The organism is Cupriavidus alkaliphilus, assembly GCF_014191175.1.
Lineage (GTDB): Bacteria > Pseudomonadota > Gammaproteobacteria > Burkholderiales > Burkholderiaceae > Cupriavidus > Cupriavidus alkaliphilus.
In genome coordinates this window covers 766,049-792,944 of the sequence record NZ_JACHWE010000002.1, presented here as the reverse complement: position 1 = coordinate 792,944, position 26,896 = coordinate 766,049, and the positions used below count along the sequence as shown (strand labels likewise).

The window sequence follows — 26,896 nt, the reverse complement described above, 5'->3', positions numbered from 1 at the left end:
CGCCCGAAAGTGACTGAATCATGCGTATCCTGATTGTCGAGGACGAACCCAAGGCAGGCGACTACCTGCACAAGGGGCTGACCGAATCCGGCTTCGTGGTGGACCTGGCCCGCGACGGCGCGGATGGCCTGGCCCACGCGCGCGAGCATCCCTATGACCTGATCGTGCTGGACGTGATGCTGCCCGGCCTGGACGGCTGGGAGGTGCTGCGCGAACTGCGCCGCGAGCGCGACACGCCGGTGCTGTTCCTGACCGCGCGCGACGAGCTGTCGGACCGCCTCAAGGGCCTCGAGCTCGGCGCCGACGACTACATGGTCAAGCCCTTTGCCTTTGCGGAACTGGTGCTGCGCATCCGCACCATCCTGCGCCGCGGCCCGCTGCGCGAGAGCGAATTCATCGAAGTGGCCGACCTGCAGATCGACGCCATCCGCCGCCGCGTGGTGCGCGCCGGCCAGAAGATCGACCTGACCTCGAAGGAGTTCGCGTTGCTGTACCTGCTGGCGCGCCGGCGCGGCGAGGTGCTGTCGCGCTCGCTGATCGCCTCGCAGGTGTGGGATGTCAATTTCGACAGCAACACCAATGTGGTCGACGTGTCGATCCGGCGCCTGCGCGCCAAGGTCGACGACCCGTTCCCGCGCAAGCTGATCCATACGCGCCGCGGCATGGGCTATGTGCTGGACGACGGCGATGAGCGGGTGCAGGACGCATGATGCGGCTGCCGTCTTCGCTTACCACGCGGCTGGCGCTGGCCTACGGGCTGGCCACCGCGGCGATCCTCGCCAGCGTGGCGGCTTACCTGTCGAGCGCGCTGTCGGCCCAGCTTGAAGGGCGCGACGAGAGCGAGCTGGTGGGCGAGGTGCTGCTGGTGCGCCACCTGCTGCGCGAGGTGCGCAGCGAGGCCGAGATCCGTGCCGATACCCACCGCTTTGCCGATATCGCGATGGGCCACGAGGGCCTGATCCTGGTGGTGCGCACGCGCCAGGGCGAGCCGCTGGTGACGCTGAACCCGCGCAACGAGATCGTGCCGCCGCTGCGCGTGCTGCCCGCCACCACGCAACCCGAGAAGGGCATGCTGCAGACCTGGCGGCCAAAGAACGGCGTGCCCTCGCGCGGCATTGCCGCGCTGGGCCAGCTGGGCGACTCGGACAAGGCCGTCGAAATCGTGGTGCTGCGCGATGCCGGCTATCGGGTGGCGCTGATCCGCGAGTATCGCCACCAGCTGCTGTGGGCCACGCTGTGCGGCGCCGCGGTGGCCGCCGGGCTGGGCTTTGCGCTGGCGCGGCGCGCGCTGCGGCCGCTGCGGCGCATGGCCGCCGACGCCGCCGCGGTCACCACCAGCCGCCTGGCCACGCGGCTTGACGTCGGCAGCGCGCCGGCGGAGCTGCGCGAACTGGCGGCCGCGCTCAACGACATGCTGGCGCGGCTGCAGGACAGCTTTTCACGGCTGTCCGAGTTCTCGGCCGACCTCGCCCATGACTTCCGCACGCCGATCAGCAACCTGATCGGCCAGACCCAGGTCACGCTGGCGCAGAGCCGCAAGACCGCCGAGTACGAGGCGCTGCTCGAGTCCAACCTGGAAGAATACGAGCGCCTGGCCCGCATGATCGAGAACATGCTGTTCCTGGCGCGTGCCGACCATGCGCAGGTGGCGCTGGACGTGCGCACGCTGGACGCGCGCGAAGAGCTCGACAAGATGGCCGAGTACTTCGAAGCCGTGGCCGCGGACCGCGAGGTGGTGCTGACGGTGTCCGGCTCGGCCCCGGTGGAGGCCGACCAGACGCTGTTGCGGCGCGCGGTGACCAACCTGCTCGACAACGCGCTGCGCCATGCGCCGGCGGGCAGCACGGTGCGGGTCGACGTCGCGCGCGCGCCCACGGCCGCGGGCACCGGCACCGGCACCAGCATCCGTGTCAGCAACCCGGGCCCGGCGATCCCGCCGGAGACGCTGCCGCATATCTTCGGCCGCTTCTACCGCGCCGATCCGTCGCGGCGCAACTCGGCCGCATCGACGGGGCTGGGGCTGGCCATCGTCGACACCATCATGCGGCTGCACGGCGGCAGCGTGACGGTGCGCAGCGTCGACGGCCTGACCGTGTTCACGCTGCAGTTCCCGGCCGAGCCGATGCCGGTGCCTGCCGCCCCCGCCGCCATATCCTGAACCCGCGCTTGCACTGGCCCGGCGCGCGCGCATAATGGCGCGCGTGCCGGCCGCATCCATTGCTGGAGCGCCCGGCAGTTCCATGTCATGCAACCCGATGGACTACCAGGAGAGCAACATGCAGGTGCAACCGTATCTGGATTTCGGCGGCCGCTTCGACGAGGCGGTGGCCTTTTACGGCAAGGTGCTGGGTGCGCAGGTCACGTTTGCGATGCGCTACAAGGAAGCGCCGCAGGAACCGGGCATGGCGGTGCCCGATGACTGGAAGGACAAGGTGATGCACGCCAATCTGCAGATTGGCGAGAACCAGGTGATGGCCTCCGACGGCCGTCCCGGCGAACGCCCGGCGTTCAGCGGCTTCAGCCTGTCGGTGGGCGGGGTCAGCCGCGACGAAGGCCAGCGCATCTTCGACGGCCTGAGCGAAGGCGGCCAGGTGGTGGTGCCGTACCAGAAGACCTTCTGGGCCGAAGGTTTCGGCATGCTGGTGGACCGCTTCGGCATGTCGTGGATGGTGAACTGCGAGCACTAGCGGCCCGCTGCGGCATGGCCGGCATCACCACGGCCATGCCGCTTGACTCTGTAGCGACTACAGGGTCTTCAATGTCATCAGGTCAAACCAGCGCGAACAACAAGACATGGCTCGCACGTCACCTGAAGACGCTCTTCCACACGATCACGCCGTGCACGATAGGTCGCATGGCGCCTGCCATGCGCATGATCACGATCACCACGGTCACGCCCACGCCCCTGAACCCGCGCCGGCGCCTGCCGCATGTTGCGGCGGCGGGTGCGCTGCCACCGTCGCGCTGACGCCGCCGGCACCGGTCGAGGTCCCGTCCGGCGCCACCACCGTTGCCTGGCGCATCGACGCCATGGATTGCCCCACCGAGGAAACGCTGATCCGCAACAAGCTGGGCGGCATGGCCGGCATCGCCGCGCTGGAATTCAACCTGATCCAGCGCGTGCTGACGGTGCACCACACGCTGCCGTCGGCGGAACCGGTGGCCCGCGCGATCGAAAGCCTGGGCATGCGGCCGGTGCCGCTCAGCGCCGAAGCCGCGCAGCAAGTGCTGCCCGAAACCGCCGCGCGCAAGCCCTGGTGGCCGCTGGCGCTGGCCGGTGTCGCCGCGCTGGGGGCCGAGGCGACGGAATGGCTGGGCCTGGGGCTGCCGTGGCTGCCGGCGGTGCTGGCGCTGGCCGCGGTGGCGCTGGGCGGGCTTACCACCTACCGCAAGGGCTGGATCGCGCTGCGCAACGGCAACCTGAACATCAACGCGCTCATGAGCATCGCCGTGACCGGCGCGCTGCTGCTGCGCCAGTGGCCCGAAGCGGCGATGGTCATGGTGCTGTTCGCGCTGGCCGAGCGCATCGAGGCGGCGTCGCTGGACCGCGCCCGCAATGCCATCCGCGGCCTGATGGCGATGGCGCCGGAGCTGGCCACGGTGCGCCGCGCCGATGGCGGCTGGGACACCGTGCCGGCCGCCGGCGTGGCCGTCGGCACGCTGGTGCGCCTGCGCCCGGGCGAGCGCGTGGCGCTCGACGGCAAGGTCGTGCGTGGCCAGTCGGCGCTGGACCAGGCGCCCATCACCGGCGAAAGCGTGCCGGTCGACAAGGCCGAGGGCGATGCCCTCTACGCGGGCTCGATCAACCAGTCCGGCGAACTCGAGTACACCGTGACCGCGCCCGCCAGCGACTCGACGCTGGCGCGCATCATCCACGCCGTTGAGGCCGCGCAGGGCAGCCGCGCACCCACGCAGCGCTTTGTCGACCAGTTCGCGCGCATCTACACGCCCACGGTGTTCGCGATCGCGCTGGCGGTGGCGGTCGTGCCGCCGCTGCTGGCCGGCGGCGGCTGGGTGGACTGGATCTACAAGGCGCTGGTGCTGCTGGTGATCGCCTGCCCGTGCGCGCTGGTGATCTCCACCCCGGTCACGATCGTCAGCGGGCTGGCCGCGGCCGCGCGCCGCGGCATCCTGGTCAAGGGCGGGGTCTACCTGGAGCAGGGCCGCGAGCTGGCCTGGGTGGCGCTGGACAAGACCGGCACCATCACGCACGGCAAGCCCGCGCAGACCGACCATGCGCTGCTGGCCGACGAGGTCCCGCATGCGCGCGCCATTGCCGCCAGCCTGGCGGCGCGCTCCGACCATCCGGTCTCGCGCGCGGTGGCCACGGCGGCGCAGGCCGACGGCATCGCCACGCTGCCGGTGGAGGCGTTCGAGGCGCTGGCCGGGCGCGGCACGCGCGGCACCGTGCAGGGCGTGGAATACCGGCTCGGCAACCACCGGCTGGTGCATGAGATGGGCGCGTGCTCGCCGGCGCTGGAAGCGCGGCTGGAAGCGCTGGAGCGCGAGGGCAAGACCGTGGTGCTGCTGGCGCAGGTAAATGGCCAGGGTGCGGCCACGGCGCTGGCGTTGTTCGCGGTGGCCGACACCGTGCGCGACACCAGCCGCCAGGCGATTGCCGAGCTGCACGCGCTGGGCGTCAAGACGCTGATGCTGTCCGGTGATAACCCGCACACGGCACAGGCGATCGCGGCGCAGGTCGGCATCGACGAAGCGCGTGGCAATCAGCTGCCGCAGGACAAGGCCGATGCCATCGCCGCGCTGGCCGACGCCGCGCATGCCCGCGGCGGCCGCATCGGCATGGTCGGCGACGGCATCAACGACGCCCCGGCGCTGGCGCGTGCCGACGTGGGCTTCGCCATGGGCGCCGCCGGCACCGATACCGCGATCGAAACCGCCGACGTGGCGCTGATGGACGACGACCTGCGCAAGATCCCGGCCTTCGTCCGGCTGTCGCGCCGCACCGCCAGCATCCTCAGGCAGAACATCGCGCTGGCGCTGGGCATCAAGGCCGTGTTCCTGGTACTGACGGTGCTGGGGATGGGGACGATGTGGATGGCGGTGTTCGCCGATATGGGGGCGAGCTTGCTGGTGGTGTTCAATGGGCTGCGGGTGGGGGCGCGGCGCCAAGGCTGACCACTACGATGGTTTGCTCCCTTCTCCCGCATGCGGGAGAGGGAGCACACAGTCGGCCGGTGGAACGGCTTGTCAGCTTGCTGCTGGCTGCACGATCAACTCCCCGCTCCGCCCCGGAATCTCCCCCCACGTCACCGGCAGGCGCGGCAGCGCCGCGCAATCCAGCCCGCGATACCAAGTGCCCATCGACACCAGCTCGTGCCCCTGCGCCCGCCAGCCCGCCAGCAGCCGTTCGAACACGGGCGCCAGCTTGCCGCCTTCCAGCTCGGCATGCAGCGTGAACACATGGTCGCGCGTGCCGTCGGTCAGCTTCAGCAGGGCCGTGTGGACGTTGTCCTCGGTCAGGCCGTCGGTGCCGATCAGCTCGTCCAGTGTCGGCAGCGTGGTCGGCATCTGCACGTGGCGGCAGGGCACGCCGCCGATGGTGGGGATATAGGGCGCGCTGCCGCGGCCATCCGAGGCGTAGGCCATGTCCCAGATGTCGATCTGGCGGAACGCTGCCTCGTTCATCTGCCAGCCGGCGGCGCCGTGCGTGGCCGGGGGCTCGCTGAAGATCTCGCGAAAGCGTGCGAAGGCGCGCTGCATCTGGTCGCGGGTCCAGGCGGCATCGCGCTCGCGCACGTTGTCCTGCCAGTAGACGTGGTCCCAGGTGTGGATGCCGCATTCGTGCCCGGCGGCGCGCGCCGCGCGCATCTCGGCGGCGCCCTTGCGGCCGATATCCGGACCGGGCAGCAGCACGCCGTACATCAGCGTGCGCAGGCCGTAGTTCGACACCACCGAGGTGCGCGACACCTTGCGCAGGAAACCGGGGCGGAACACGCGCCGCAGCGCCCAGCCGGTATGGTCCGGGCCCAGGCTGAACAGGAAGGTGGCCTGCGCCTGCGCGGCCGCCAGCTGCGACAGCAGCCGGGGTACGCCCTGGCGCGTGCCGCGCAGCGTGTCGACGTCGACCTTCAGTGCGATCCGTGCCATGTGCGTGCGCGCTCAGTTGCCGGAATCGACCAGCGTGCGGGCCTCGACCACCTTGCCCCGGTACGCCTCGAAGATGCGTCGCAGCGCTGCCTCCATGCCGATCTCGGGGCGCCAGCCCAGTTCCTCGATGGTGTTGTCGATCTTCGGCACGCGGTGCTGCACGTCCTGGTAGCCCTTGCCGTAGAAGTCGCCCGACGAGGTTTCGACGATCCGGGTGTGGCGCGCCTCCTGCGCGTATTCCGGGTAGTCGGCGGCCATCTTCAGCATCATCTCGGCGAGCTCGCGCACCGAGTGGATATTGCCCGGGTTGCCGATGTTGTAGATCTTGCCGCTGGCGACGCCGCCGGGATTCTCGATGATGCGCATCAGCGCGCTGATGCCGTCGGCGATGTCGGCAAAGGCCCGCTGCTGCGCGCCGCCGTCGACCAGCCTGATCGGTTCGCCGCGCACGATGTGGCCCAGGAACTGCGTCACCACGCGCGACGAGCCTTCCTTCGATTCGAAGATCGAGTCCAGCCCCGCGCCGATCCAGTTGAAGGGGCGGAACAGCGTGTAGTTCAATCCTTGCTCCATGCCGTAGGCGTGGATCACGCGGTCCATCAGCTGCTTGGAGCAGGCGTAGATCCAGCGCGGCTTGTTGATCGGGCCGTAGACCAGCGGCGAGGCGTCGGGGTCGAACTCTTCATCGCTGCACATGCCGTAGACCTCGGAGGTCGACGGGAACACCAGGTGCTTGCGGTACTTGACCGCGGCGCGCACGATCGGCAGGTTGGCCTCGAAGTCCAGCTCGAACACGCGCAGCGGCTGGCGCACGTAGGTGGCGGGGGTGGCGATGGCGACCAGCGGCAGCACCACGTCGCACTTGCGGATGTTGTACTCGATCCACTCGCGGTTGATGGTGATGTCGCCCTCGAAGAAGTGCATGCGCGGGTGGTCGACGAGGTCGCCCAGGCGGTCCGTGTTCATGTCCATGCCGTAGACCTCCCACGGCGTGGTTTCCAGGATGCGGCGCGTCAGGTGGTGGCCGATGAAGCCGTTGACGCCGAGAATCAGGACCTTTTTCATCGGTTTCCCTCGTTGGACTGTTCGGTATGGAGATGCCGGGCAAGCGCCTGCGGCGTGACGGCCGCGCCGTCCGGTGCCAGGAGCCGGGTGACGATGACCACGCCGCCGTCGCCGCACACGCCGATGACATGGCCGTCGCGCAGCTGCAGGCCGGTTGCCGTGCCGGCGGGCATCGACGGCACCGCACCCGGCAGCGGCCGGCGCGCCTGCGCCACGATGAAGCGCTGCCCGCCGACTTCGGTGAACGCGCCGGGGTAGGGCGGCGCGACCGCGCGGATCAGGTTGTAGACCTCGGCGGCGGGCCGGTTCCAGTCGATGCGGCCGTCCTCGGGCTTGCGCCCGGAGTAATAGCTGCCTTCGGCCAGCCGGTTCGGGCGGCGCGGCGTCTGTCCCGCCATCATCGCCGGCAGCGCGCGCCACAGCGTCTGCTCGGCCGCCACGGTGACCTTCTCGAACACTTCGCCGGCGGTATCGTCGGGCAGGATCGGCACGGCGGTCTGGTCGACGATATCGCCCGCGTCCGGCCTGGCTTCCATGGCGTGCAGCGTGGCGCCGGTCTCGGTCTCGCCGTGCAGCACCGCCCAGTTGACCGGCACCCGGCCGCGGTACTTCGGCAGCAGCGAGCCGTGCATGTTGAACGCGCCCCCCGGTGCCAGCGCCAGCACGCCGGCCGGGATCATGGCGCGATAGTAGAACGAGAAGATGACATCCGGGCGTGCCTCGCGCACGGCCTGCGCGATGGCGGGATCGGCCGGGTCCTCGCCATAGAGGAACGGCACACCCAGCTCGGCGGCGGTGTCCGCCACGCGGCGGAACCAGATGTTCTCGTCGGGCCGGTCGCGGTGCGTGATCACCAGCGCCACCTCCACGCCGCGCGCGTGCAGCACGCGCAGGCAGCGGTCGCCGACATTGTGGTAGGCAAAGACGACGGCGCGCATCACGGCTCCACGGTGCGGGCCGGGTCGGCCTCGAGTATGGCCTTGATGCGGTAGCGCGGGCGGTCGCGCACTTCCTGGTAGATGCGGCCGACGTATTCGCCCAGCAGGCCCACGCCGAACAGCAGGATGCCGATCAGGAAGAAGTTCATGGCGAACAGCGTGAACACCCCCTGCACTTCGGAGCCCAGCACGAAGCGCCGCACCAGCAGCACCACGAACAGCACCCCCGACAGCAGCGACAGCAAGGTGCCGATGGCCGAGAACCACTGCAGCGGCACGATCGAGAAGCCGGTGACGAGGTCGAAATTCAGGCGGATCAGCTGGTACAGCGAGTACTTGGATTCCCCCGCGTGGCGCTGCTCGTGGCCGACTTCGATCTCGACCGGGTTCGAGGCAAAGGTGTACGCCAGCGCCGGGATGAAGGTATTGACCTCGCGGCACGCGTTGATGGTGTCGATCACGGTGCGGTCATAGGCGCGCAGCATGCAGCCCTGGTCCGTCATGCGGATCCTGGTGATGCGCTCGCGCAGCCGGTTCATCGCGCGCGAGGCATAGCGGCGGAACGCGGTGTCGTTGCGCTGGCGCCGGATGGTGCCGACGTAGTCGTGGCCGGCGCGCATGGTCTGGACCAGGCGCGGGATTTCCTCGGGGGGATTCTGCAGGTCGGCGTCGAGCGTGATCACGATCTTGCCGCGGGTGTGCTCGAAGCCCGCCAGGATCGCCATGTGCTGGCCGAAGTTGCCGTTGAACAGCACCACCCGGGTCACCTCCGGGCGCTTGTGGAACTGCGCCGCCAGCAGCTGCGCGGAGCGGTCGACGCTGCCGTCGTTGATAAAGATGATCTCGTAGCTTTCGCCGAGGCCATCCAGCGCCGGATAGAGGCGATCGAACAGGGCTTGCAGCCCGTCTTCTTCGTTGTAGACCGGAATGACGACCGAGACCTGGACCGGGCTCATTGGGAAAGACGTTTGCATGTTTCGCTGAGGATTGCGCAGACCCGCTCCACGTCCGAGGCTTGCATCGCCGGGAACAGCGGCAGCGTGACGATGCCGCGCCCGATGCGCTCGGCGTGCGGCAGCATGCCTTCGCGCCAGCCGAGTGAGCGGTAGTAAGTGAAAAGATGGACCGGCGGATAGTGCACGCCGGTGCCGATGCCGCGCTCGCGCATGGCTTCCATGAGCTTCTGCCGCGCCTGTGCCGGGCCGCCCTGCATGCGCTCGGTCGGCAGCACCACCTGGAACATGTGCCAGTTGGTGGTGGCCGCCTGCGGGTCCAGCGCCTGCGGCAGCTCGATGCCGAGGGCCTGCAGGCCGCTGTCGGCGGCGCAGCGGAAGTAGGTGTCGGCCAGTTCGGCGCGGCGCGCGGTGATGGCGTCGAGCCGCTCCAGCTGGGCCAGGCCGACCGCGGCGTTGACATCGGTCAGGTTGAACTTGCCGCCCGGCTCCTCGACATCCATGCCGTCCAGGCCGGAGCGGATCACGCCCTGCAGCCGCAGGCGCTCGGCGCGCACGGCTTCCTCGGGCGTGTTCATCACCAGGCAGCCGCCTTCGATGGTGGTGATGTTCTTGTTGGCCTGGAAGCTGAAGCTGACCAGGTCGCCGAAGGCGCCGATGCGCTCGCCGCGCCAGCGCGAGTCGATCGCCTGGGCCGCGTCTTCGATCACGCGCAGCCCGTGCCTGGCGGCGATCGCGTACAGCCGTTCCATGTCGACCGGCAGGCCGGACAGGTAGACCGGCATGATGGCGCGCGTGCGCGGCGTGATGGCGGCCTCGACCGCGTCGAGGTCCAGGTTGCGCGTGCGCGGGTCGATGTCGACGAACACCGGCTTCGCGCCCACGGCCACCACCACGTTGGCGGTGGCGACCCAGGTGATCGGCGTGGTGATGACTTCATCGCCGGGGCCGATATCGGCGATGCGCAGTGCGATCTCCATGGTCGCCGAGCCGTTGGCGAAGGTGCGCACCGGGCGCCCGCCGAACAGGTCGGACAGCGCGGCCTCGAAGGCCTGCATCTTCGGTCCGGAGGTGATCCAGCCCGAAGCCAGCACCTTGCCGACTTCGGCAATGGCGGCGGCGTCGATCTCGGGCCGCACAAAGGGCAGGAAGGCGGGAGCGGAGGCGGTCATGGCAGGCGAAAGAGGCAGCAGCGGTCAGGCCAGGCGAAGGCGCGGACAGCCTTCAGGAGCGGGCGATCAGGAAGACGCCCGCCAGTATCAGCAGGATGCCGGCCACGCGCAAGGGGCCGATGATCTCGCCGAACAGCCACCAGGCCGCGAGCGCATTGACCACGTAGCCCAGCGACAGCATCGGATAGGCGATCGACACATCGACCCGCGACAGACCCACGATCCAGACCCCTACGCTGACCACGTACAGCGTAAGCCCGGCCAGCACCGGCCATTGCGTCAGCACGCGCAGCGCCGTCACCAGCAGCGTGCCGCGGTCCAGCGTGATCGCGCCGACCGCGTTGACGCCGGCCTTGAGCAGCAGCTGCGCCGCCGCATTGAGCAGCACGCCGGTCAGGATGAAAGCAAAAGTGGAAAGCGTCATGGCAAGGCGGTTGGCGGATTACGGTGCTTGCGTCTGTGCTGGCTGTCCGGGCAGCGCGAAATTGGCAACGGCCACGCGCCGGCGGTCGCCGGCGATCTTGTGCATCGGCACGCCGCGCGCGGCCAGCGCGGCGTAGGTCTGCGGCGCCATGATCGCCACCGCGCGCTGGCCGTCCTGCCAGCGCGCAATGAACTGGTCGACGCTAGGGATCCACTTCTGCGGCTCCTGCCTGATGCCGAATTCGAGTTCGTCCGGATGCTCGACCAGGATCGTGGTGCGGCGCAGGTAGAACGGCAGCGTGTGGTCCAGCAGCCGCACGCTGTACAGCGGCATGTCGGGCGCCAGCACGGCGCTGATCGCGGGCGCCAGGTCCGCGCCGGAGCTCGGCCGCCCCATCACTTCGTGGGCGCGCAGTCCGACCGTGGCGCAGACGAACATGGCCAGCGCATAGGCCACCACGCTGGGGAACACGCCGCGCGTGCGCAGCAGCCTGCGAGCCAGCAGCGCGCCGCCCAGCATCACGGCAAAGGCAACCGCGAGCCATGCGGCGAACTCACGATACACCGCATTGGGCGTGCCCGGTTTTTCCATCATGCCGACGAACGGGATCGCGAGCAGCCCGATCACGCCGAGCGCAACCATGGCATTGACCTGCCAGCGCCACGCGCGTTCCGTGGTGGTTGCCAAAGCCACGCCGGCAAGCAAGGCCAGCGCCGGGAAGATCGGCACGATATAGCCCGGCAGCTTGGAGCCGGACAGGCTGAAGAAAACGAAGATCGCCGCCGCCCACAGCCCGGCCAGCAGCGCCGGCTGGAACGGGCGCGCCGCATTGCCGCGCGCCACTCCGGCGCGCTCGCGCACCGCCTGCCACATCTGCGGCACCAGGCCCAGCCACGGCAGGAAGCCGGCCAGCAGCAGCGGCACGAAGAACCAGAGCGCGCCCTCGCGGTGATGCACATTGGAGGTGTAGCGCTGCCAGTGCTCGTGGATAAAGAAGAAGCGCAGGAACTCCGGGTTGCGTTCGGACACCAGCCAGAACCATGGCACCGTGACCGCCAGCAGCACCGCGATGCCGGCCAGCAGATGCAGGCGGCCCCACAGCTTCCAGTCGCGCGTCGCCAGCGTGTAGACCACCAGCACCAGCCCCGGCAAGGCCAGTCCGACCAGCCCCTTGACCAGCACCGCCACCCCCATCGCCGCCCAGCACGCCAGCATCCAGTTGCGCCGCACGGCCGGCGTGGCCGCGGGATGCTGGGCCAGCAGCATGCAGGCGAGCACGCACGCCATGGCCCCGGACAGTGTCATGTCGAGCGAATTGAAGTGCCCGGCGACATTCCACATCGGCGTCGACACCAGTACCAGGCCGGTCAGCATCGCCACGCGACGGCCGTACCAGCGGGCCGCGGCCAGCATCGACACGCCGATGCCCAGCATGCCGGACAACGCCACGCACAGGCGCGCCTGCCAGTCGCCGACGCCGAACAGGGTGTAGGCCAGCGCCGTCACCCACATGTGGAAGGGCGGTTTCTCGAAATACTTGAGTTCGTGGTAGCGGATCGTGACCCAGTCGCCGGTGGCGACCATCTCGCGGGCAATCTCGGCGTAGCGGCCTTCATCGGAGCGCAGCAGGTGGCGCATGTCCAGGGTACCGAACCAGACCAGCAGGATCAGCAGGCCAACCAGCATGACGGTACTTGCGGTGGCTCCGATGGACGGCGCGGCGACAACCCGCGAGGTCGATGAACTACGCATGGATCTCCTGGAAAAGCGCGGCGGACGAGGTCTCGGGCGTCGCGCGGCGATGGGCAAGCCATCACAACGCTGAGCCGGGCCTGGCGGTGGACACCTGACCGGAATGTCCGCGCGGGCGCGCCGCAGGCGCGCCATGGCCGCCAGGCGCCCGGAACGCCACAACCGCTGGAATACGCGAGGCGCGCAATGGTAGCACGGCGGCCAAGTCACTCCGGACGGATCCCGGGAGTGGCGGGAGGGCCAGTTACGCGACAAATGAGGTGTATAAAGCATATGTGGCCGGGTGAGCCCAGCAAGGAGCCCCGGCATCATCGTCGGCTTGCCTGTTAGACCGACGATGGCGTGAAATGACCGGTTACATGCGCAACAAAAACGCCATAATTCTGATGTGATGCAGTCGAATATCAGCGGAACCGCGGCGGATTGCGGGGGCGGAACCATCCAGACGGGGATCGATGTGAACACAGAGGTTCAGCAAATCCGGCAGGCCGGCCTGGTGGCGTGCGCGGCGGCGTTCGTGGCGCTATTCGTGGCACTCCTGGTGCAACCCGCCGGCGCCCAGGGCATGGCGGTGCTGCCCGGCACCGGCGGCATCGCCCAGGCGGCGGCCAGCCAGGCGCAGGCCGCCGCCGCGGCGGTGCTGTGCAATGCGCCGTGGTTCCGCTCCGGATCCCATGTGCAGATGGAAGGCGACGGCGTGATGCCGATGTCGATCCGCATGACCCTGCGCGACGTGCAGCGCAGCCCGACCGGGTGCCGCGCCCAGCTCGAGGTCAATTCCAAGTCGGCGCTGTCCGCGCTGATGGGGCCGCCGGTGATCACCAACCAGGTCCACGAGGTGGTGATCGAACGCAGTGCGCCCGAGGCGCAGACCAGCATCGAAAGCCAGCATGCGGTCATCAACGCGCGCGCGCGCTATGCCCGCATGTATGGCGAGGCGGCGTTCCGCGGCAAGGGGGTGTTCAACTACGCCGGCCTGGACCTGCGCGAAGGCACCACGCTGGAGGGCGAAGTGTTCCGCTCCAGCGTCTCGCTGAAGGTCTATCCGCTGGGCTCCGATGAAGCGGTCAGCACCATGGACGCGCAGCGTGCCACCATCCATATCGGCTCGCGCCACGTGGGCAGGCTGCAGATGATCGACACCCTGATGGGGCGCAAGGAATGCCACCCGATTTCCTACGACAAGCGCACCTCGCTCGGGCCGCTGATGATCGGTGGCGAACTGGTGCAGGTCGAGCCCACCGTGATGCATGTCACCGACTGGTACTGCCCGGCCGAGGCCTTCGTGCTGCGCACCGAGGTGCGCCAGGACGACAAGGTGCAGCGCGTCGATGTCACCGCGCTGGAGCGCGATACGCAGGCGCCGTAGCCGGCGCCATGGCCTCCTCGCCCGCGAGGGCATAAAAAAACCCGCCGCGGCGGGTTTTCTTGTATCCGGTGGCAGCCGTGGTTCAGCTGGCAGCCGGAGCGGGGGTGGCTTTCTTCTTGCTGCTCTTGTCGTTCTTTTTCTTGGTGCCTTGCTTGGCCGGCTTCTTGTCGGCGGCCGGAGCGGCAGGGGCCAGGTCAGTGCGGGTGCTCTTGTTTGCGCCCTGGCTGTACGGATCGAACTTGTCGCCGGCCTTGGCGCCCTGGCTGTACGGGTCGAACTTCTCGCCCGACTTGGCACCCTGGGAATACGGATCGAACTGCTGCTTGCCGCCGGTTTGTGCCTGCACGGCCAGCGAAGCGGCGCCAAGGCAGAGTGCGATCGCGGTCGCGACGAACTTGTTCATGGTTTCTCCTGAGATATGCCGCCGTCGGGCGGTCGTGTCTATGGCCTGCCCTGTAAAGGGATGGCCCGGGCCAGTGTCGCCAACATCATTCACGACTGTCAACTTGGAGCTTGCCCGGCACGGCAACCTCATGGAAACCCTGAATTGCGGCACCAGCGCGATTGCGCATGGCGCCGCCGGGACGCCTTATTCGGTGACCGCGTCGGACGGGTGCTTCCAGGCCGCGCGCACCTCTCCCGAAGGCGCCAGCGCCAGGTTGATGCCGCGGCTGCCGATGGGCTGCTGGAACCAGCGCTGCTGCAGCGCCTTGACCTCGGGGCCGGCGAAGGTGGTGGCGAGAGTCTGGTCGACCAGGCGCTTCCATTCCGGATCGGCCTTGGACAGCATCAGCGCGTTCTGCTCGACGGACAGCGCCGGGCCCACGATGACGTACTGCGAAGGATCCTTGGCACGCGCGCGCAGGCCGGCCAGCAGCACGTCGTCCATCACGAAGGCCTGGGCCCGGCCCGATTCCAGCAGCAGGAACGATTCGCCGTGGTCCTTGGCGTAGACGTCGTGATAGCCGTACTGGCCCTTGAAGCGGCGCACGTGGCGGTCGCCGGTCGAGCCCGCGCTGGTGACCACGGTCTTGCCGCGCAGGTCGCCGAACGAGCGGATGCCCGAGTCGGCGCGCACCAGCATGCGCACCGTCGACACATAGTGCGAGACGCTGAACGCAACCTGCTTCTGGCGCTCGAGCGAATTGGTGTTGGGAGCGCAATCGAGGTCGACCAGCCCGTTCACCACTGCCGGGATGCGGTTCTGCGGCGTCAGCGGCATCCAGCGCACCTTCAGGTCCTTCAGGCCGAGCTTCTGGCGCGCCGCCTCGGCCGCGCGCAGGCACAGGTCGACGGCATAGCCGGCCGGCTGGCCCTTGTCGTCGGCAAACGAGAACGGCAGCGCGGATTCACGGTAGCCCAGCACGATGGTGCCCGCGTCGCGGATCTTGTCGAGCACCGGGCTCTGGGCGCGTGCCGCGGCCGGGGCCAGCATGGCGGCGGCGCCGGCGGCGAGCAGGATTGCCGCGAGCGGGCGGCGGGCGCGGGAAAGGCGGGCGGTCAGGGCAGGCAAGGCGAAGGCGGTCATGCGGGGAGAAACTGGAAAGCAGCCGGCAATCCGGCGAAGACGCTAGGGTATACCCCCGGCCTGCGTGCGGCGAAGGACATTGTCGTCATAAGCAAATTCCCAGGTACGACTCGTTTCCCCGCATCGGTTGCATTGGTGAAACGCCAAACGGATGAGGCTCCCCGACCATTGGATGCGCCGGTTGCGCCATCCGGACGATGGGCGCCGGCGACCGCCTCCCCTACGCTTGCAGAAAACGACATGTCAACGGGACGGGAGGCACGATGGCAGCAAGCAATCGCGGGCGCACGACGATGGCGGCAGGTGCCATCGGCCGGCCGCGGCCTGGTCCACCGTCGCGCTGACACCGGGACCTGTGCCATGCACGCAGCCGCCACGCATGCGCGCGAGATCCGGCATGCCGCCCCGGGTCTGCCCGGCCACGCGCGTCCTGACGATGCGCTGCTGGACTGCCTGCTCTGGCTGGCCCGGCACTTCCACCAGCCGGCCTCCGCCGAGGCCCTGGTCGCCGGGCTGCCGCTGGAGGGCCATCGCCTTACCCCCGCGTTGTGCGCGCGTGCCGCAGCGCGCGCGGGCCTCTGCGCGAGGCTGGTACGACGCAGGCCCGACGAGATCCCTGACCGCGTGCTGCCCGCGATGCTGCTGCTGGACCAGGGCGAGGCCTGCATCCTGGTGCGCCGCGCCGAGGAAGGCATGCTGGTGGTGGTGCTGCCCGAGTTCGGCGACGGCGAACAGGCCGTGCGCGGCGAAGACCTGCTGGCACGCTACACCGGACACGCCGTGTTTGCCCGGCCCGCGTACCGTTCGGATGCCGCCCGGGCTGCTGTCGATGCCGCGCCCGACCAAGCGCCCGACCAAGCGCCGGATCAAGGGCCGCGGGCATGGTTCTGGGGCGTGATGCGTCAGTGCTGGCCGGTCTATGGCGAGGTGTTGGTGGCTTCCTTGCTGCTCAGCCTGTTTGCGCTGGTAATGCCGCTGTTCACCATGAACGTCTATGACCGCGTGGTGCCGAACCATGCGCTGGAGACCCTGTGGGCGCTTGCCGTGGGCGTCGGCCTGGTGCTGCTGTTCGAGCTCGCCATGCGCATGCTGCGCGGCTACTTTGTCGACGTGGCCGGCAAACGCATCGACGTGACGGTATCCGCCACGCTGTTCGAGAAAGTGCTGGGCATCGAGATGCGCTCACGGCCCGCCCCGGTCGGCAGCCTCAGCAGCCAGCTGCAGGAATTCGAATCGGTGCGCGATTTCCTGACCTCCGCCACCATCACCACGCTGGTCGACCTGCCGTTCGCCGCGGTCTTCATTGCCGCGATGTTCTGGGTGGGCGGCGCGCTCGCATGGGTGCCGCTGCTGACGGTGCCGCTGGTGCTTGGCCTCAGCCTGGCGCTGCAGGGACCGCTGTCGCGCGCGGTGCGGGCCGGCAGTGCCTGCGCGGCGCAGCGGCAGGCGGTGCTGGTGGAGACGCTGGTGGGGCTGGAGACCATCAAGACCACGGGCGCGGAAGGTGTCGCGCAGCGGCAGTGGGAGCAGGTGGTCGGGCAGATGGCCCGGCTGGCGCTGCGCTCGCGCTGGCTGTCGGCATGCGTCATCAACGCTGCGCTGTTCGCGCAGCAGGCCGCCACGCTGGCGGTGGTGGTGATGGGCGTCTACCAGATTGCCGACGACCGCCTCACCATGGGCGGCCTGATCGCCTGCACCATCCTGGCCGGGCGTGCGCTGGCCCCGCTGTCGCAGATGGCCGGACTGACCACGCGCTATCACCAGGCGCGCACCGCGCTGGCCGCCCTCGACCGGACCATGGCGCTGCCGGTCGAGCGCCCGCCCGGCAAGCATTTCCTGCACCGTCCGCCGTTGCGCGGCGAGATCGAATTCCGCGCGGTCAGCTTCCGCTATCCCGGCCGCGACGGTGCCGCGCTCGACGGTGTGTCATTCCGCATTGCCAGCGGCGAGCGGGTCGGGCTGATCGGCCGCATCGGCTCGGGCAAGACCACCATCGAAAAGCTGGTCCTGGGCCTGTATCCGCCCGATGCCGGCTCGGTGCTGGTCGACGGTACCGAGGTGCGCCAGCTCGACCCGGCGGCGCTGCGGCGCGGTATCGGCTATGTGCCGCAGGACGTGATGCTGTTCAGCGGCACCGTGCGCGACAACATCGTGATGGGCGCGCCCTACGCCGACGATGCCGCCGTGCTCCGCGCCGCGCGCCTGGGCGGTGTCAGCGAATTCATCGAGCGCCTGCCCGAGGGTTATGACCTGCGCCTGGGCGAGCGCGGCGAGGGGCTCTCGGGTGGCCAGCGGCAGGCCATCGCCATCGCGCGCGCGGAGTTGTTGCAGCCGCCGCTGCTGCTGCTCGACGAACCCAGCAGTGCCATGGACAACCGCACCGAAGAGCAGTTCAAGGCGCGGCTCGCGGCAGCGCTGGGTGAGCGCACGCTGCTGCTGGTGACCCACCGCGGCTCGCTGCTGAGCCTGGTCGATCGCCTGATCGTGATGGACCAGGGCCGCATCGTCGCGGACGGGCCCAAGGCCGAGGTGCTGAACGCGCTGGCGGGGAGGAAGCTCCATGTCGCCTCGGCCTGAGCTCCGTACCCTTGCGCGACGCGTGGCCGCCGCGCTGCGGCCGCATGCCGATGACACCGCATTCATGGATGCGCGCGACGCGGCGGCGCTGTCGCGGCCTCGCTGGTTCGCGCACTGGATCCTGTGGTGTGCCGTGGGCTTCGTCAGCGTGGCGCTGGCCTGGGCAGCGCTGGCGCGGGTCGATGAGGTGGCGGTGGGCGAGGGCAAGGTGATTCCGTCGAGCCAGGTGCAGGTGGTGCAGAACCTGGAAGGCGGGATCGTGGCGCAGATCATGGTGCGGCCGGGGCAGGTCGTCAGCAAGGACCAGCCGCTGATGCGCATCGACGATACGCGCTTCACCGCCTCGTACCAGGAGGGCCGTACCAAGGACGATGCGCTGGTGGCACGCATCGCGCGCCTGAGCGCCGAGGCCGCCGGCACCGACTTCGTCGCCGGCGCGGGCGGCGACGGCGATACGCGCCGTTTCGTGGCCGAGGAACGCTCGCTGTTCGCCTCGCGCAGGCACGCGCTGGAAGCGAACCTGGCCGTGCTGCGCCAGCAGTCGGAGCAGCGCCGGCAGGAGCTGGCCGAAAAGCGCTCGCGCGAGCAGCAGCTGCGGCAAAGCCATCGCCTGGTGGCGCAGGAGCTGGCGATGATGCGGCCGATGGTGGCGCAGGGCGTGGTGTCCGATGTCGATGTGCTGCGGCTGGAGCGGCAGACCAATGACCTCAAGGGCGAGCTCGACGCGTCGCGGCTGGCGATGCCGCGACTGGAGGCGGCCTATCGCGAAAGCCAGCAGAAGCTCGCCGAGGCGAGTGCGCATTTCCGCGCCGAGGCCATGCGCGAGCTCAACCAGGCCAGGGCCGAGCAGGCAGCGCTGAGCGCCACCAACACCGCCTTGCAGGACCGGGTCGACCGCACCCTGGTGCGCGCGCCGCTGGCCGGCATCGTCAAGCAGCTCAAGATCAATACCGTGGGGGGCGTGGTCCAGCCGGGCATGGACCTGGTGGAGATCGTGCCGCTGGAAGACACCCTGCTGGTCGAGGCCCGCGTGCGGCCGGCCGACATCGCTTTCCTGCGGCCGGGGCAGCCCGCCGTGGTCAAGCTGTCGGCCTACGACTTCTCCGTCTATGGCGGCTTTGCCGGCACCGTCGAACATATCAGCGCCGATACGCTCACGCCGGAGCGACCCGGCGAGCGCCCCGAGAGCTACTACCTGGTGCGCGTGCGCACCCGCGACAACCGGCCGGCAGGAAGCACCGTACAGGTCCCGATCCTGCCCGGCATGGTTGCCACGGTGGATGTATTGACGGGGCAGAAGACGGTGCTCCATTACCTGCTCAAGCCCATCATCAAGACCCGGGACATGGCGTTCCGTGAACGGTAGCACCCAGCCGGCCCTCGCGCGGGCCTATTGCAACGATAACAAGCAACGCATGGCCGCGGGGCCTGCATTCAGGACGGAGAGAGAACCACCATGGCAACCGTGACTGGCACCAACGGCAGCGACAGCCTCATCGGCACCGCAAGCAGCGACACCATTCTGAGCGGCAACGGCAACGACTATGTCAGCGCGGGCGATGGCAGCGACTATGTCGATGCCGGCAATGGCGACGATATCGTCGAGGGCGGCGATGGCAGCGACACGCTGCTGGGCGCCAACGGCAAGGACCGCGTGTTCGGCGGGCGCGGCAACGACAGCCTGTCGGGCGGCAACGGCACCGACGCCGTCTATGGCGGCAGCGGCGACGACGTGATTGGCAGCGCCGACGGCGCGTCCACGCTTTACACCGGCGACAACGGCGGCGATACGCTCTATGGCGACGGCTACGACAGCTATGCCGACTATCTGCGCGGGCGCGGGCATGAATCGGCCCAGCCAGGCAATGACCGCATCCAGGGCGGCAACGGCGACGACCTGATCTTTGGCGACAACGGCGACGGCGCCGTCGTCGGCGGCGACGACATCATTGCCGGCGGCAATGGCAAGGACACCATCTACGGCGAAGGCGGCAACGACACCATCGCCGGTGGGGGCGGCGGCGACATGCTGAGCGGTGGCAGCGGCCGCGACACCTTTGTCTACCACGCTGTCTCGGATTCCACCGCGGCCGGCATGGACGTCATCGCCGGCTTTGAGCGCGGCACCGATCGCCTGGACCTGCGCCCGGTGCTGGGCGACACCGGCTTCCAGTGGGGCGGCCTGACGCCGACGGCCCATGGGGCCTGGTACCAGCAAGCGGGCGGCAACACCTACGTCTACGTCGATGTCGACGGCAATCCCGCCACGGCCGAAATGGTGATTCGCCTGGACGGCCTGCACGACCTGACCAAATCCGATTTTGCCGGCTACGATAACCATGCTCCTGCCGCCGCGGCCGATACCAACGCCATCGGCGAAGACAACCTTCCGAACCCGGTTACCGGCAACGTGCTGGCCAATGACAGCGACGTCGATCCCGGCAATGTGCTGGCCGTGGCCAGTCCCGGCACCTATGTCGGCCAGTACGGCACGCTGCAGATCAACGCCGACGGCAGCTACAGCTACACGCTGGACAACGGCAATCCGCTGGTCCAGTCGCTGCGCCCCGGCGACCATGTCGAGGAGTCTTTCGGCTATAGCGTGACGGATGGCCAGGCCTCGGCGGCATCGACACTGAGCATCCGCATCAACGGCACCAACGATGTCGCGACGATTTCCGCATCGACGAGCGAAGACACCGCGGTGACCGAAGCGGGCGGTGTGGCGAACGCGACGGCGGGGGACGTATCGGCCGGCGGCACGCTGACGGTCAGCGATGTCGACAGCGGCGAAGCGCACTTTGCCGCGGTGGCGCCGGAAAGCCTGGTGGGCCAGTACGGTACCTTTACCTTCGACAGCAGCACCGGGGCCTGGACCTACACGCTGGATAACGGCAAGGCCGACTCACTGACCGCCGGCCAACAGGTCAGCGATTCGCTGCTGGTGTCATCGGCGGACCAGACCGCGCAGCAGACGATCACGGTCCATATCACCGGCACGAACGATGCGGCGACCATCACGGCGTCGGCGAGCGAGGACACCGTGGTGACCGAGGCCGGCGGTGTGGCGAACGCGACGGCGGGCGACGCATCGGCCAGCGGCACGCTGGCGGTCAGTGATGTCGACAGCGGCGAAGCGCACTTTGCCGCGGTGGCACCGGAGAACCTGGTGGGCCAGTACGGCACGTTCACCTTCGACAGCAGCACCGGGGCCTGGACCTACACGCTGGATAACGGCAAGGCCGACTCACTGATCGCCGGCCAACAGGTCAGCGATTCGCTGCCGGTGTCATCGGCGGACCAGACCGCGCAGCAGACCATCACGGTCCATATCACCGGCACGAACGATGCGGCGACCATCACGGCGTCGGCGAGCGAGGACACCGTGGTGACCGAGGCCGGCGGTGTGGCGAACGCCACGGCGGGCGACGTATCGGCCAGCGGCACGCTGACGGTCAGTGATGTCGATAGCGGCGAAGCGCACTTTGCCGCGGTGGCACCGGAAAGCCTGGTGGGCCAGTACGGTACCTTCACCTTCGACAGCAGCTCCGGCGCGTGGACCTACACGCTGGATAACGACAAGGCCGACTCACTGACCGCCGGCCAACAGGTCAGCGATTCGCTGCTGGTGTCATCGGCGGACCAGACCGCGCAGCAGACCATCACGGTCAATATCACCGGCACGAACGATGCAGCGACCATCACGGCGTCGGCGAGCGAAGACATGACGGTGACCGAGGCCGGTGGCGTGGCGAACGCGACGGCGGGCGACGTATCGGCCGGCGGCACGCTGACGGTCAGTGATGTCGATAGCGGCGAAGCGCACTTTGCCGCGGTGGCGCCGGAAGGCCTGGTGGGCCAGTACGGTACCTTCACTTTCGACAGCAGCTCCGGGGCCTGGACCTACACGCTGGCTAACGGCAAGGCCGACTCACTGACAGCCGGCCAACAGGTCAGCGATTCGCTGCTGGTGTCATCGGCGGACCAGACCGCGCAGCAGACCATCACGGTCCATATCACCGGCACGAACGATGCGGCGACCATCACGGCGTCGACGAGCGAGGACACTGTGGTGACCGAGGCCGGCGGTGTGGCGAACGCAACGGCGGGCGACGCATCGGCCAGCGGCACGCTGACGGTCAGCGATGTCGACAGCGGCGAAGCGCACCTTGCCGCGGTGGCGCCGGAAAGCCTGGTGGGCCAGTACGGCACGTTCACCTTCGACAGCAGCTCCGGCGCGTGGACCTACACGCTCGATAACGACAAGGCCGATGCGTTGGCGGCAGGCCAGCAGGCCAGCGATTCGCTGACGGTGTATTCGGCGGACCTCAGCGCGAGCCGGGAAATCAAGGTCAATATCGCGGGCACCAACGACACCGTCGTCAACGGTGTTCCGGTGGCGCAGGTCGTCAACGAGGACACGCCGCTGGTATTCAGCGCCGCCACCGGCAATGCGCTCAGCATCGCTGACGTGGACGGCACCAGCCACACGGTGACCCTGACGGCCAGCGCCGGCACCATTACGCTGAACGGCACCGCGGGATTGCAGTTCCTTGCGGGCGACGGCAGCGCGGATGGCACCATGACCTTCACCGGCAGCGACGCGGCCATCAACGCCGCGCTCGATGGCCTGCAATTCACCGGCGACAAGGACTATGCCGGCGGCGCCTCGCTGCAGATGCAGACCAGCGACGGCGCAGGCACCGACACCGACTCGGTCGCGATCACCCTCAATCCCGTCAATGATGCACCGGTGGCCGCCGCGGATGTGGTCTATGTCTCGAACAACACCAGCAATATCTTGATACCCGTCAGTGCCTTGCTCGGCAATGACGGCGACGTCGACGGCCTGGCGCTTTCGATTACCGCTCTGGGCGGGACCAGCGGAGCCATCAGCAACCTGAGATTCGCGCCGGACACCAATAACAGCTACATCCTGTTCGACTCGGGCAACACGGCGACGGGCAGCTTCAGCTATACCGTTTCCGATGGCGCAGGCGGCACCAGCACGGCCACCGTGACAGTCAATGTCTCGTCAACCAATGGCGCGGCCACGGTATCGCTGGCCGGCCAGAGCTACCAGGCCTCTTATCTCGATGGCGGCAGCAACAGCGATGCGCTGACCGGCGCCGCCGCCGGCGATGTGTTTATCGGCGGGGCAGCGACCGACACGCTGCGCGGTGGCGCCGGCGACGACGTGCTGCGCGGGGCCGCCGGCGACGATACGCTCGACGGTGGCGGCGGCATCGATATGCTGGACCTTTCCGATGCCAGCGGCGGGCTGACCTTTGCGCTGATGCAGGGCGGCAGCACGCTGGTAAACCTGTCCAGCGTGGGCCTTGGCAGCGATACCTACAGCAATATGGAAGGCGTGATCGGTTCGCGCTTCAATGACTCGCTGGCCGGCAGCGGCGCCAATGATGTCCTGCGCGGCGGCGCCGGCAATGACACCCTCGACGGCGGCGCCGGCATCGACCTGCTGGATTTCTCCGATGCGACCGGCGCGATCAGCTTCACGCTGGTCCAGGGCAGCGGCGTGACTGCGGTCAACCTCGGCGCCGTCAGCCTTGGCACCGACAGCTACACGAAGATGGAAGGCGTGATCGGCTCGGCGTTCAACGACACGATCTCGGGCTCCGCCGGCAACGATGTGCTGCGCGGCGGCACCGGCGATGACCTGCTGGCAGGCGCTGCCGGCAATGACCTGCTGGTCGGGGGCGCCGGCGCCGACACACTGGCCGGCGGCGACGGCAGCGATATCTTCCGCGTCCTGCGTTCTGATGCCGCTTCGGTCGACACTATCACTGACTTCAACCTGGCGCCCGCGGCCAGCGGCGGCGATGTGCTGGACCTGTCCGACCTGCTGTCTGGCGTCGGCGTCGGCAGCGACAATGCCGCGCAGTTCGTGCGGCTGGCCGAGGTCGACGGCAATACCGTGGTCAGCCTGGATCGCGACGGAACTGGCACGGCCGCCGCCTTCCAGGATGTCGCGGTACTGCAGGGCATGGTGGGGCTCGATCTGAATACGCTGTTGAGCAACGGCAATATCCAGATGGTCTGACGCGGGACTACGGAGAACGGACGGGAAAGAGGGGAGGATGCCGCGGCCACGCGGCAATGCAGGACGGCGGCATCGCTGCCGGCAGGGCATATAACCATAAGAAGCGGGTAGGGCGCCGCGTCCGGCGCGTGCAGCGCACGGACGCGGTGTACCCGGGCAGGGGGAAGCATGACGACGACATGGTGCCGGCTGGCACCCGCACTGCTATGGATGGCGATGCTGGTGCCGCAGCCTGCGTTAGCACAGGCATTGCCGCAGGCCGTGGAGCAGGCCGTGCGCAGCAATCCCGAAGTGCTGGCGGCGGGCAGCCGCCGTCTGGCGGCCGACGAGGGTCTGAGGCAGGCGCGCGCCGGCTACCTGCCACGCGTCGATATCAGCGGTGCCGGCGGCCGGGCGCGCCTGGACAGCCAGAGTTCGCGCGCGATCGGCGGCTCGGATTCGTCATCTGCGCGCCACGCCGCCGATGTCACCATCACCCAGATGCTGTTCGACGGCTTCGCGGTCAGCAGCGATGTCGAGCGCCAGGGCGCCCGGATCGAAGGCGCGGCCTACCGGGTTGGCGCCACCGCCGAGGACATCGCCCTGCGCACGGTGGGCGTGTACGTGGAGGTGCTGCGCCGGCAGGAAACGGTGGCCATCGGCGTCGCCAACCTGCAGGCGCACCAGCACATCCATGACCAGATCCGGCTCGGCGCCGACAACGGCGTACTGCGCCGCGCCGACCTGTTCCAGGCCGAGAGCCGGCTGGCGCTGGCACAGGCGAGCCTTCGCGCCGAAGAAGGCGCGCTGCAGGATGCCGTGGCGGCGTTCCAGCGCGTGGTCGGGGCGACGCCGCAGGGCTTGTCCCGCCCGGACTCGCTCGCCGCCATGCTGCCGGCGAGCGAGCGCGAAGCGCAACAGCTGGCCAGCGCCAGCCATCCCGCGCTGGGCGCCGGCCAGGCCGACATTGCCGAAGCCGAGGCCGCGCGCTCGCTGGCGCGGTCTGAGCTGTGGCCAAGGCTGGACCTGGAGGCCGGCGCCGGGCGCGACCGCGATCGCGTGCTGGGCACCACCGACGAGCGCAGGGTGATGCTGCGCCTGCGCTACAACCTGTTCCGCGGCAACGCCGACAAGGCGCGCATCAATGAGGCCGGCTTCCAGATCCAGGAGGCCGAGCAGAACCTGGAGCGGCTGCGCCGGCAGGTGCAGGAGAGCGTGTCGTTGGCCTACAACGCCTACCGTACCGCGCAGGACCGGCTGGCGAGCCTGCAGCAGTATGTGCAGGCGAGCGATGCCACGCGCGTCAGCTACGGCAGGCAGTTCCGCATCGGCCAGCGCAGCCTGCTGGACCTGCTCAATGCCGAGAATGAATACTTCAGCGCGCGCAACGCGTACGTGACCGGGCAGTACACCGAACTGGCCAGCGAGTACCGCATCCTGGCCGGCACGGGACTGCTGCTGGCGACGCTGAACGTGGCGCCGCCTGGCGAGGCGCTGCTCCAGACGGGGCTGCGCACGGGGCGGCGCTAGCCAGCCGGTCATGCCGCCCGCGCATGCCCGGCCGGCGCAATGCTCATGGCAGGGCACCGTGGCGAGCCACACAATGGAAGGGTCAACCGGAGCCTTTCATGTCATGCACTCTTTCCCTCGAAGCGGAATGCGTCCGGCTGCGACTGCGGGCCGGCACGGAGCTGGTCTGCCGCGGCGGCACCGTGTGGGTGACCATCGAGGCGCCGGGCCGGGCGTCGCCGGATCTGTTGCTTGCGCGTGGCGAGCGCCATCGGCTGCTAGGCGACACCGAGGTCTTCCTTGCCGCGCTGCATGGAGCCGGTCCGGCGCTGTGCCGGATCGAGGCGCCGCGGCAACGCCGCGGCCCCGGGTTCAAGTGGCTGCGGGGCTTGGCATCATGGCCGTTTGCGCGGCTTCCCGGCAGATCCATGCCGCCACGCGCCTGACCTCGTCGCGCGGATGCGCGGCGGCGTGAACCAGCCAGTACGAATTCGGGCTGGGAGCAACTTGCCGCGCCGTCGGCACGACTACCAGCTGGCCACCATCGATCAGCGGCCGCACCAGTTCCAGCCGGCCAAGCGCGATGCCTTGCCCCGCCAGTGCGGCGTGGACGACCTGGTCGTACTGGTTGAAACGCAGCATGCCGCGCTGGCTGGCATGACGGAATTCGCGCGGCGCCAGCCAGCTGCGCCATTGCAGCCACGGGCGCGGATCGTCGAATTCCAGCAGCGGCAGCTGCAGCAGTGGGTCGCCGTCCTGCCTGGCCGCGCCCAGCAAGGCAGGGTGCACGATCGGGGCGATATGCTCGCCGAACAGGCGCACGGCGTCGGGCGGCGCCGCGGCGTCGCGGCAATAGCGCACCGCGAGGTCGATCCCTTCTTCACGCAGGTCGCTGATACGGTTGCTGGCCGACAGGCGCACATCCAGGTGCGGGTGGGCCTTCTGCAGGCTGCCCAGCCGCGGCAGCAGCCACAGGCCGGTCACGCCGATGCTGGCGGTGACGGTGACCGGCTGGCGGCCCTCGCTGCGGCGCACCTCGGCCACCACGTCCTGCAGCTGCTGCAGCGCGCTGTCGGCGCTGCGAAACAAGCGTTCCCCCTCGGCGGTGAAGGCGACGCCGCGATGCTTGCGCACGAACAGCTGCACCTTCAGCTGCGCCTCCAGCGCATGGATCTGGCGGCTCACCGCCGACTGGGTCAGGCACAGGTCGTCCGCCGCCTGCGTAATGCTCATGCGCCGGCCGACGGCGACGAAGCCCTTGAGCAGGTCGAGGGAGAACAGGCGAACCAGCGGGGTGGACATGGAGTGAGCTCCGGGCAGACGCGCGAGGCCTCATTACAGCACGATCCGGGAAGCTCCTGGCATGCGTGATGCGCATGGCAGAACGACCGAAAGATCGGTTGAAGGAAGACCTGCCGTCGCGTGCAATAGAGCCATCGCGCCTGCGGGCGCCATCGATCG

At 69.0% G+C, this 26,896-nt stretch carries 20 protein-coding genes; 10 read left to right on the top strand and 10 right to left on the bottom strand.

The genetic code is table 11. From position 1 onward, the window contains the following. The first annotated feature begins 20 nt into the window (after positions 1-20). The 4 genes from FHX60_RS10000 to FHX60_RS09985 all read left to right on the top strand — a co-directional run bounded on the left by FHX60_RS10000 (position 21) and on the right by FHX60_RS09985 (position 5,136). Complete coding sequence (locus FHX60_RS10000; RefSeq protein ID WP_018008628.1) at positions 21-710, top strand: heavy metal response regulator transcription factor; 690 nt, start codon at positions 21-23, stop codon at positions 708-710. Then, positions 707-2,158, top strand: coding sequence for a heavy metal sensor histidine kinase (locus tag FHX60_RS09995; protein WP_183283238.1), 1,452 nt, complete (start codon positions 707-709; stop codon positions 2,156-2,158). The genes FHX60_RS10000 and FHX60_RS09995 overlap by 4 nt, the downstream gene beginning before the upstream one ends. A gap of 118 nt (positions 2,159-2,276) precedes the next feature. Next, complete coding sequence (locus FHX60_RS09990; RefSeq protein WP_183283237.1) at positions 2,277-2,687, top strand: VOC family protein; 411 nt, start codon at positions 2,277-2,279, stop codon at positions 2,685-2,687. 106 nt (positions 2,688-2,793) lie between these two features. Then, positions 2,794-5,136: a heavy metal translocating P-type ATPase gene (locus FHX60_RS09985; RefSeq protein ID WP_183283236.1), complete on the top strand. Its 2,343-nt coding sequence runs from the start codon at positions 2,794-2,796 to the stop codon at positions 5,134-5,136. A gap of 72 nt (positions 5,137-5,208) precedes the next feature. Here FHX60_RS09985 and FHX60_RS09980 read toward each other — a convergent pair whose 3' ends face one another. From FHX60_RS09980 to FHX60_RS09950, 7 genes are read right to left on the bottom strand one after another with little or no spacing between them, the layout of a single operon-like run. Continuing rightward, the gene (locus tag FHX60_RS09980; protein ID WP_183283235.1) at positions 5,209-6,108 is read right to left on the bottom strand and encodes a polysaccharide deacetylase family protein; all 900 of its coding nucleotides are present in this window, start codon (positions 6,106-6,108) and stop codon (positions 5,209-5,211) included. A 12-nt stretch (positions 6,109-6,120) separates the two neighbouring features. Next, positions 6,121-7,173, bottom strand: coding sequence for a bifunctional UDP-4-keto-pentose/UDP-xylose synthase (locus FHX60_RS09975; protein ID WP_183283234.1), 1,053 nt, complete (start codon positions 7,171-7,173; stop codon positions 6,121-6,123). Further along, entirely contained in the window at positions 7,170-8,111 is a 942-nt protein-coding gene (locus FHX60_RS09970) for a formyltransferase (RefSeq protein ID WP_183283233.1), read from the bottom strand. The genes FHX60_RS09975 and FHX60_RS09970 overlap by 4 nt, the downstream gene beginning before the upstream one ends. Then, complete coding sequence (locus FHX60_RS09965; RefSeq protein WP_373861888.1) at positions 8,111-9,067, bottom strand: glycosyltransferase; 957 nt, start codon at positions 9,065-9,067, stop codon at positions 8,111-8,113. The genes FHX60_RS09970 and FHX60_RS09965 overlap by 1 nt, the downstream gene beginning before the upstream one ends. Beyond that, complete coding sequence (locus FHX60_RS09960) at positions 9,064-10,236, bottom strand: DegT/DnrJ/EryC1/StrS family aminotransferase (RefSeq protein ID WP_092315578.1); 1,173 nt, start codon at positions 10,234-10,236, stop codon at positions 9,064-9,066. Before FHX60_RS09960 ends, FHX60_RS09965 begins: the two co-directional genes overlap by 4 nt. A gap of 52 nt (positions 10,237-10,288) precedes the next feature. Continuing rightward, positions 10,289-10,660, bottom strand: coding sequence for a DMT family transporter (locus FHX60_RS09955; RefSeq protein WP_012356262.1), 372 nt, complete (start codon positions 10,658-10,660; stop codon positions 10,289-10,291). Between the two features lie 18 nt (positions 10,661-10,678). Next, positions 10,679-12,412, bottom strand: a complete 1,734-nt coding sequence (locus FHX60_RS09950) for a glycosyltransferase family 39 protein (protein ID WP_183283232.1) — start codon at positions 12,410-12,412, stop codon at positions 10,679-10,681. Positions 12,413-12,869: 457 nt separating this feature from the next. On the opposite strand from FHX60_RS09950, the gene FHX60_RS09945 reads away from it, so the two are divergent. Then, positions 12,870-13,781: a hypothetical protein gene (locus FHX60_RS09945; protein ID WP_112776672.1), complete on the top strand. Its 912-nt coding sequence runs from the start codon at positions 12,870-12,872 to the stop codon at positions 13,779-13,781. A gap of 82 nt (positions 13,782-13,863) precedes the next feature. On the opposite strand, the gene FHX60_RS09940 is transcribed toward FHX60_RS09945, so the two are convergent. Together FHX60_RS09940 and FHX60_RS09935 are read right to left on the bottom strand one after the other, a co-directional pair. After that, the gene (locus tag FHX60_RS09940; RefSeq protein WP_183283231.1) at positions 13,864-14,184 is read right to left on the bottom strand and encodes an amino acid ABC transporter permease; all 321 of its coding nucleotides are present in this window, start codon (positions 14,182-14,184) and stop codon (positions 13,864-13,866) included. Positions 14,185-14,370: 186 nt separating this feature from the next. Then, positions 14,371-15,309 (bottom strand): amino acid ABC transporter substrate-binding protein, encoded by a 939-nt coding sequence (locus FHX60_RS09935; protein WP_183283229.1) that lies wholly within the window; start codon positions 15,307-15,309, stop codon positions 14,371-14,373. A gap of 360 nt (positions 15,310-15,669) precedes the next feature. On the opposite strand from FHX60_RS09935, the gene FHX60_RS09930 reads away from it, so the two are divergent. From FHX60_RS09930 to FHX60_RS09910, 5 genes are all read left to right on the top strand, one after another. Continuing rightward, on the top strand, positions 15,670-17,886 hold the full coding sequence (locus FHX60_RS09930; RefSeq protein WP_183283227.1) for a type I secretion system permease/ATPase: 2,217 nt from the start codon (positions 15,670-15,672) through the stop codon (positions 17,884-17,886). Continuing rightward, on the top strand, positions 17,870-19,252 hold the full coding sequence (locus FHX60_RS09925) for an HlyD family type I secretion periplasmic adaptor subunit (RefSeq protein WP_183283226.1): 1,383 nt from the start codon (positions 17,870-17,872) through the stop codon (positions 19,250-19,252). The genes FHX60_RS09930 and FHX60_RS09925 overlap by 17 nt, the downstream gene beginning before the upstream one ends. A 90-nt stretch (positions 19,253-19,342) precedes the next feature. Then, positions 19,343-23,947, top strand: a complete 4,605-nt coding sequence (locus FHX60_RS09920; RefSeq protein WP_183283225.1) for a beta strand repeat-containing protein — start codon at positions 19,343-19,345, stop codon at positions 23,945-23,947. A 168-nt stretch (positions 23,948-24,115) separates the two neighbouring features. Further along, positions 24,116-25,456, top strand: coding sequence for a TolC family outer membrane protein (locus FHX60_RS09915; protein WP_183283223.1), 1,341 nt, complete (start codon positions 24,116-24,118; stop codon positions 25,454-25,456). A gap of 23 nt (positions 25,457-25,479) precedes the next feature. Then, positions 25,480-25,881 (top strand): DUF2917 domain-containing protein, encoded by a 402-nt coding sequence (locus FHX60_RS09910; RefSeq protein WP_311728489.1) that lies wholly within the window; start codon positions 25,480-25,482, stop codon positions 25,879-25,881. On the opposite strand, the gene FHX60_RS09905 is transcribed toward FHX60_RS09910, so the two are convergent. Then, positions 25,808-26,737 carry a LysR substrate-binding domain-containing protein gene (locus FHX60_RS09905; RefSeq protein WP_183283219.1) on the bottom strand — a complete coding sequence of 310 codons (930 nt, stop codon included), beginning with the start codon at positions 26,735-26,737 and terminating at the stop codon, positions 25,808-25,810. The two genes, FHX60_RS09910 and FHX60_RS09905, sit on opposite strands and share 74 nt — an antisense overlap. Positions 26,738-26,896 lie beyond the last annotated feature (159 nt).

Bases quoted from the DNA above. Each gene is read 5' to 3' on its own strand.
- FHX60_RS09975 (WP_183283234.1), bottom strand. From the start codon at position 7,173: ATGAAAAAGGTCCTGATTCTCGGCGTCAACGGCTTCATCGGCCACCAC.
- FHX60_RS09985 (WP_183283236.1), top strand. From the start codon at position 2,794: ATGGCTCGCACGTCACCTGAAGACGCTCTTCCACACGATCACGCCGTG.
- FHX60_RS09930 (WP_183283227.1), top strand. From the start codon at position 15,670: ATGCACGCAGCCGCCACGCATGCGCGCGAGATCCGGCATGCCGCCCCG.
- FHX60_RS09995 (WP_183283238.1), top strand. From the start codon at position 707: ATGATGCGGCTGCCGTCTTCGCTTACCACGCGGCTGGCGCTGGCCTAC.
- FHX60_RS09905 (WP_183283219.1), bottom strand. From the start codon at position 26,737: ATGTCCACCCCGCTGGTTCGCCTGTTCTCCCTCGACCTGCTCAAGGGC.
- FHX60_RS09925 (WP_183283226.1), top strand. From the start codon at position 17,870: ATGTCGCCTCGGCCTGAGCTCCGTACCCTTGCGCGACGCGTGGCCGCC.
- FHX60_RS09955 (WP_012356262.1), bottom strand. From the start codon at position 10,660: ATGACGCTTTCCACTTTTGCTTTCATCCTGACCGGCGTGCTGCTCAAT.
- FHX60_RS09910 (WP_311728489.1), top strand. From the start codon at position 25,480: ATGCCCGGCCGGCGCAATGCTCATGGCAGGGCACCGTGGCGAGCCACA.
- FHX60_RS09915 (WP_183283223.1), top strand. From the start codon at position 24,116: ATGACGACGACATGGTGCCGGCTGGCACCCGCACTGCTATGGATGGCG.
- FHX60_RS09920 (WP_183283225.1), top strand. From the start codon at position 19,343: ATGGCAACCGTGACTGGCACCAACGGCAGCGACAGCCTCATCGGCACC.
- FHX60_RS09960 (WP_092315578.1), bottom strand. From the start codon at position 10,236: ATGACCGCCTCCGCTCCCGCCTTCCTGCCCTTTGTGCGGCCCGAGATC.
- FHX60_RS09990 (WP_183283237.1), top strand. From the start codon at position 2,277: ATGCAGGTGCAACCGTATCTGGATTTCGGCGGCCGCTTCGACGAGGCG.
- FHX60_RS09980 (WP_183283235.1), bottom strand. From the start codon at position 6,108: ATGGCACGGATCGCACTGAAGGTCGACGTCGACACGCTGCGCGGCACG.
- FHX60_RS09935 (WP_183283229.1), bottom strand. From the start codon at position 15,309: ATGACCGCCTTCGCCTTGCCTGCCCTGACCGCCCGCCTTTCCCGCGCC.
- FHX60_RS09950 (WP_183283232.1), bottom strand. From the start codon at position 12,412: ATGCGTAGTTCATCGACCTCGCGGGTTGTCGCCGCGCCGTCCATCGGA.
- FHX60_RS09940 (WP_183283231.1), bottom strand. From the start codon at position 14,184: ATGAACAAGTTCGTCGCGACCGCGATCGCACTCTGCCTTGGCGCCGCT.
- FHX60_RS09965 (WP_373861888.1), bottom strand. From the start codon at position 9,067: ATGAGCCCGGTCCAGGTCTCGGTCGTCATTCCGGTCTACAACGAAGAA.
- FHX60_RS10000 (WP_018008628.1), top strand. From the start codon at position 21: ATGCGTATCCTGATTGTCGAGGACGAACCCAAGGCAGGCGACTACCTG.
- FHX60_RS09970 (WP_183283233.1), bottom strand. From the start codon at position 8,111: ATGCGCGCCGTCGTCTTTGCCTACCACAATGTCGGCGACCGCTGCCTG.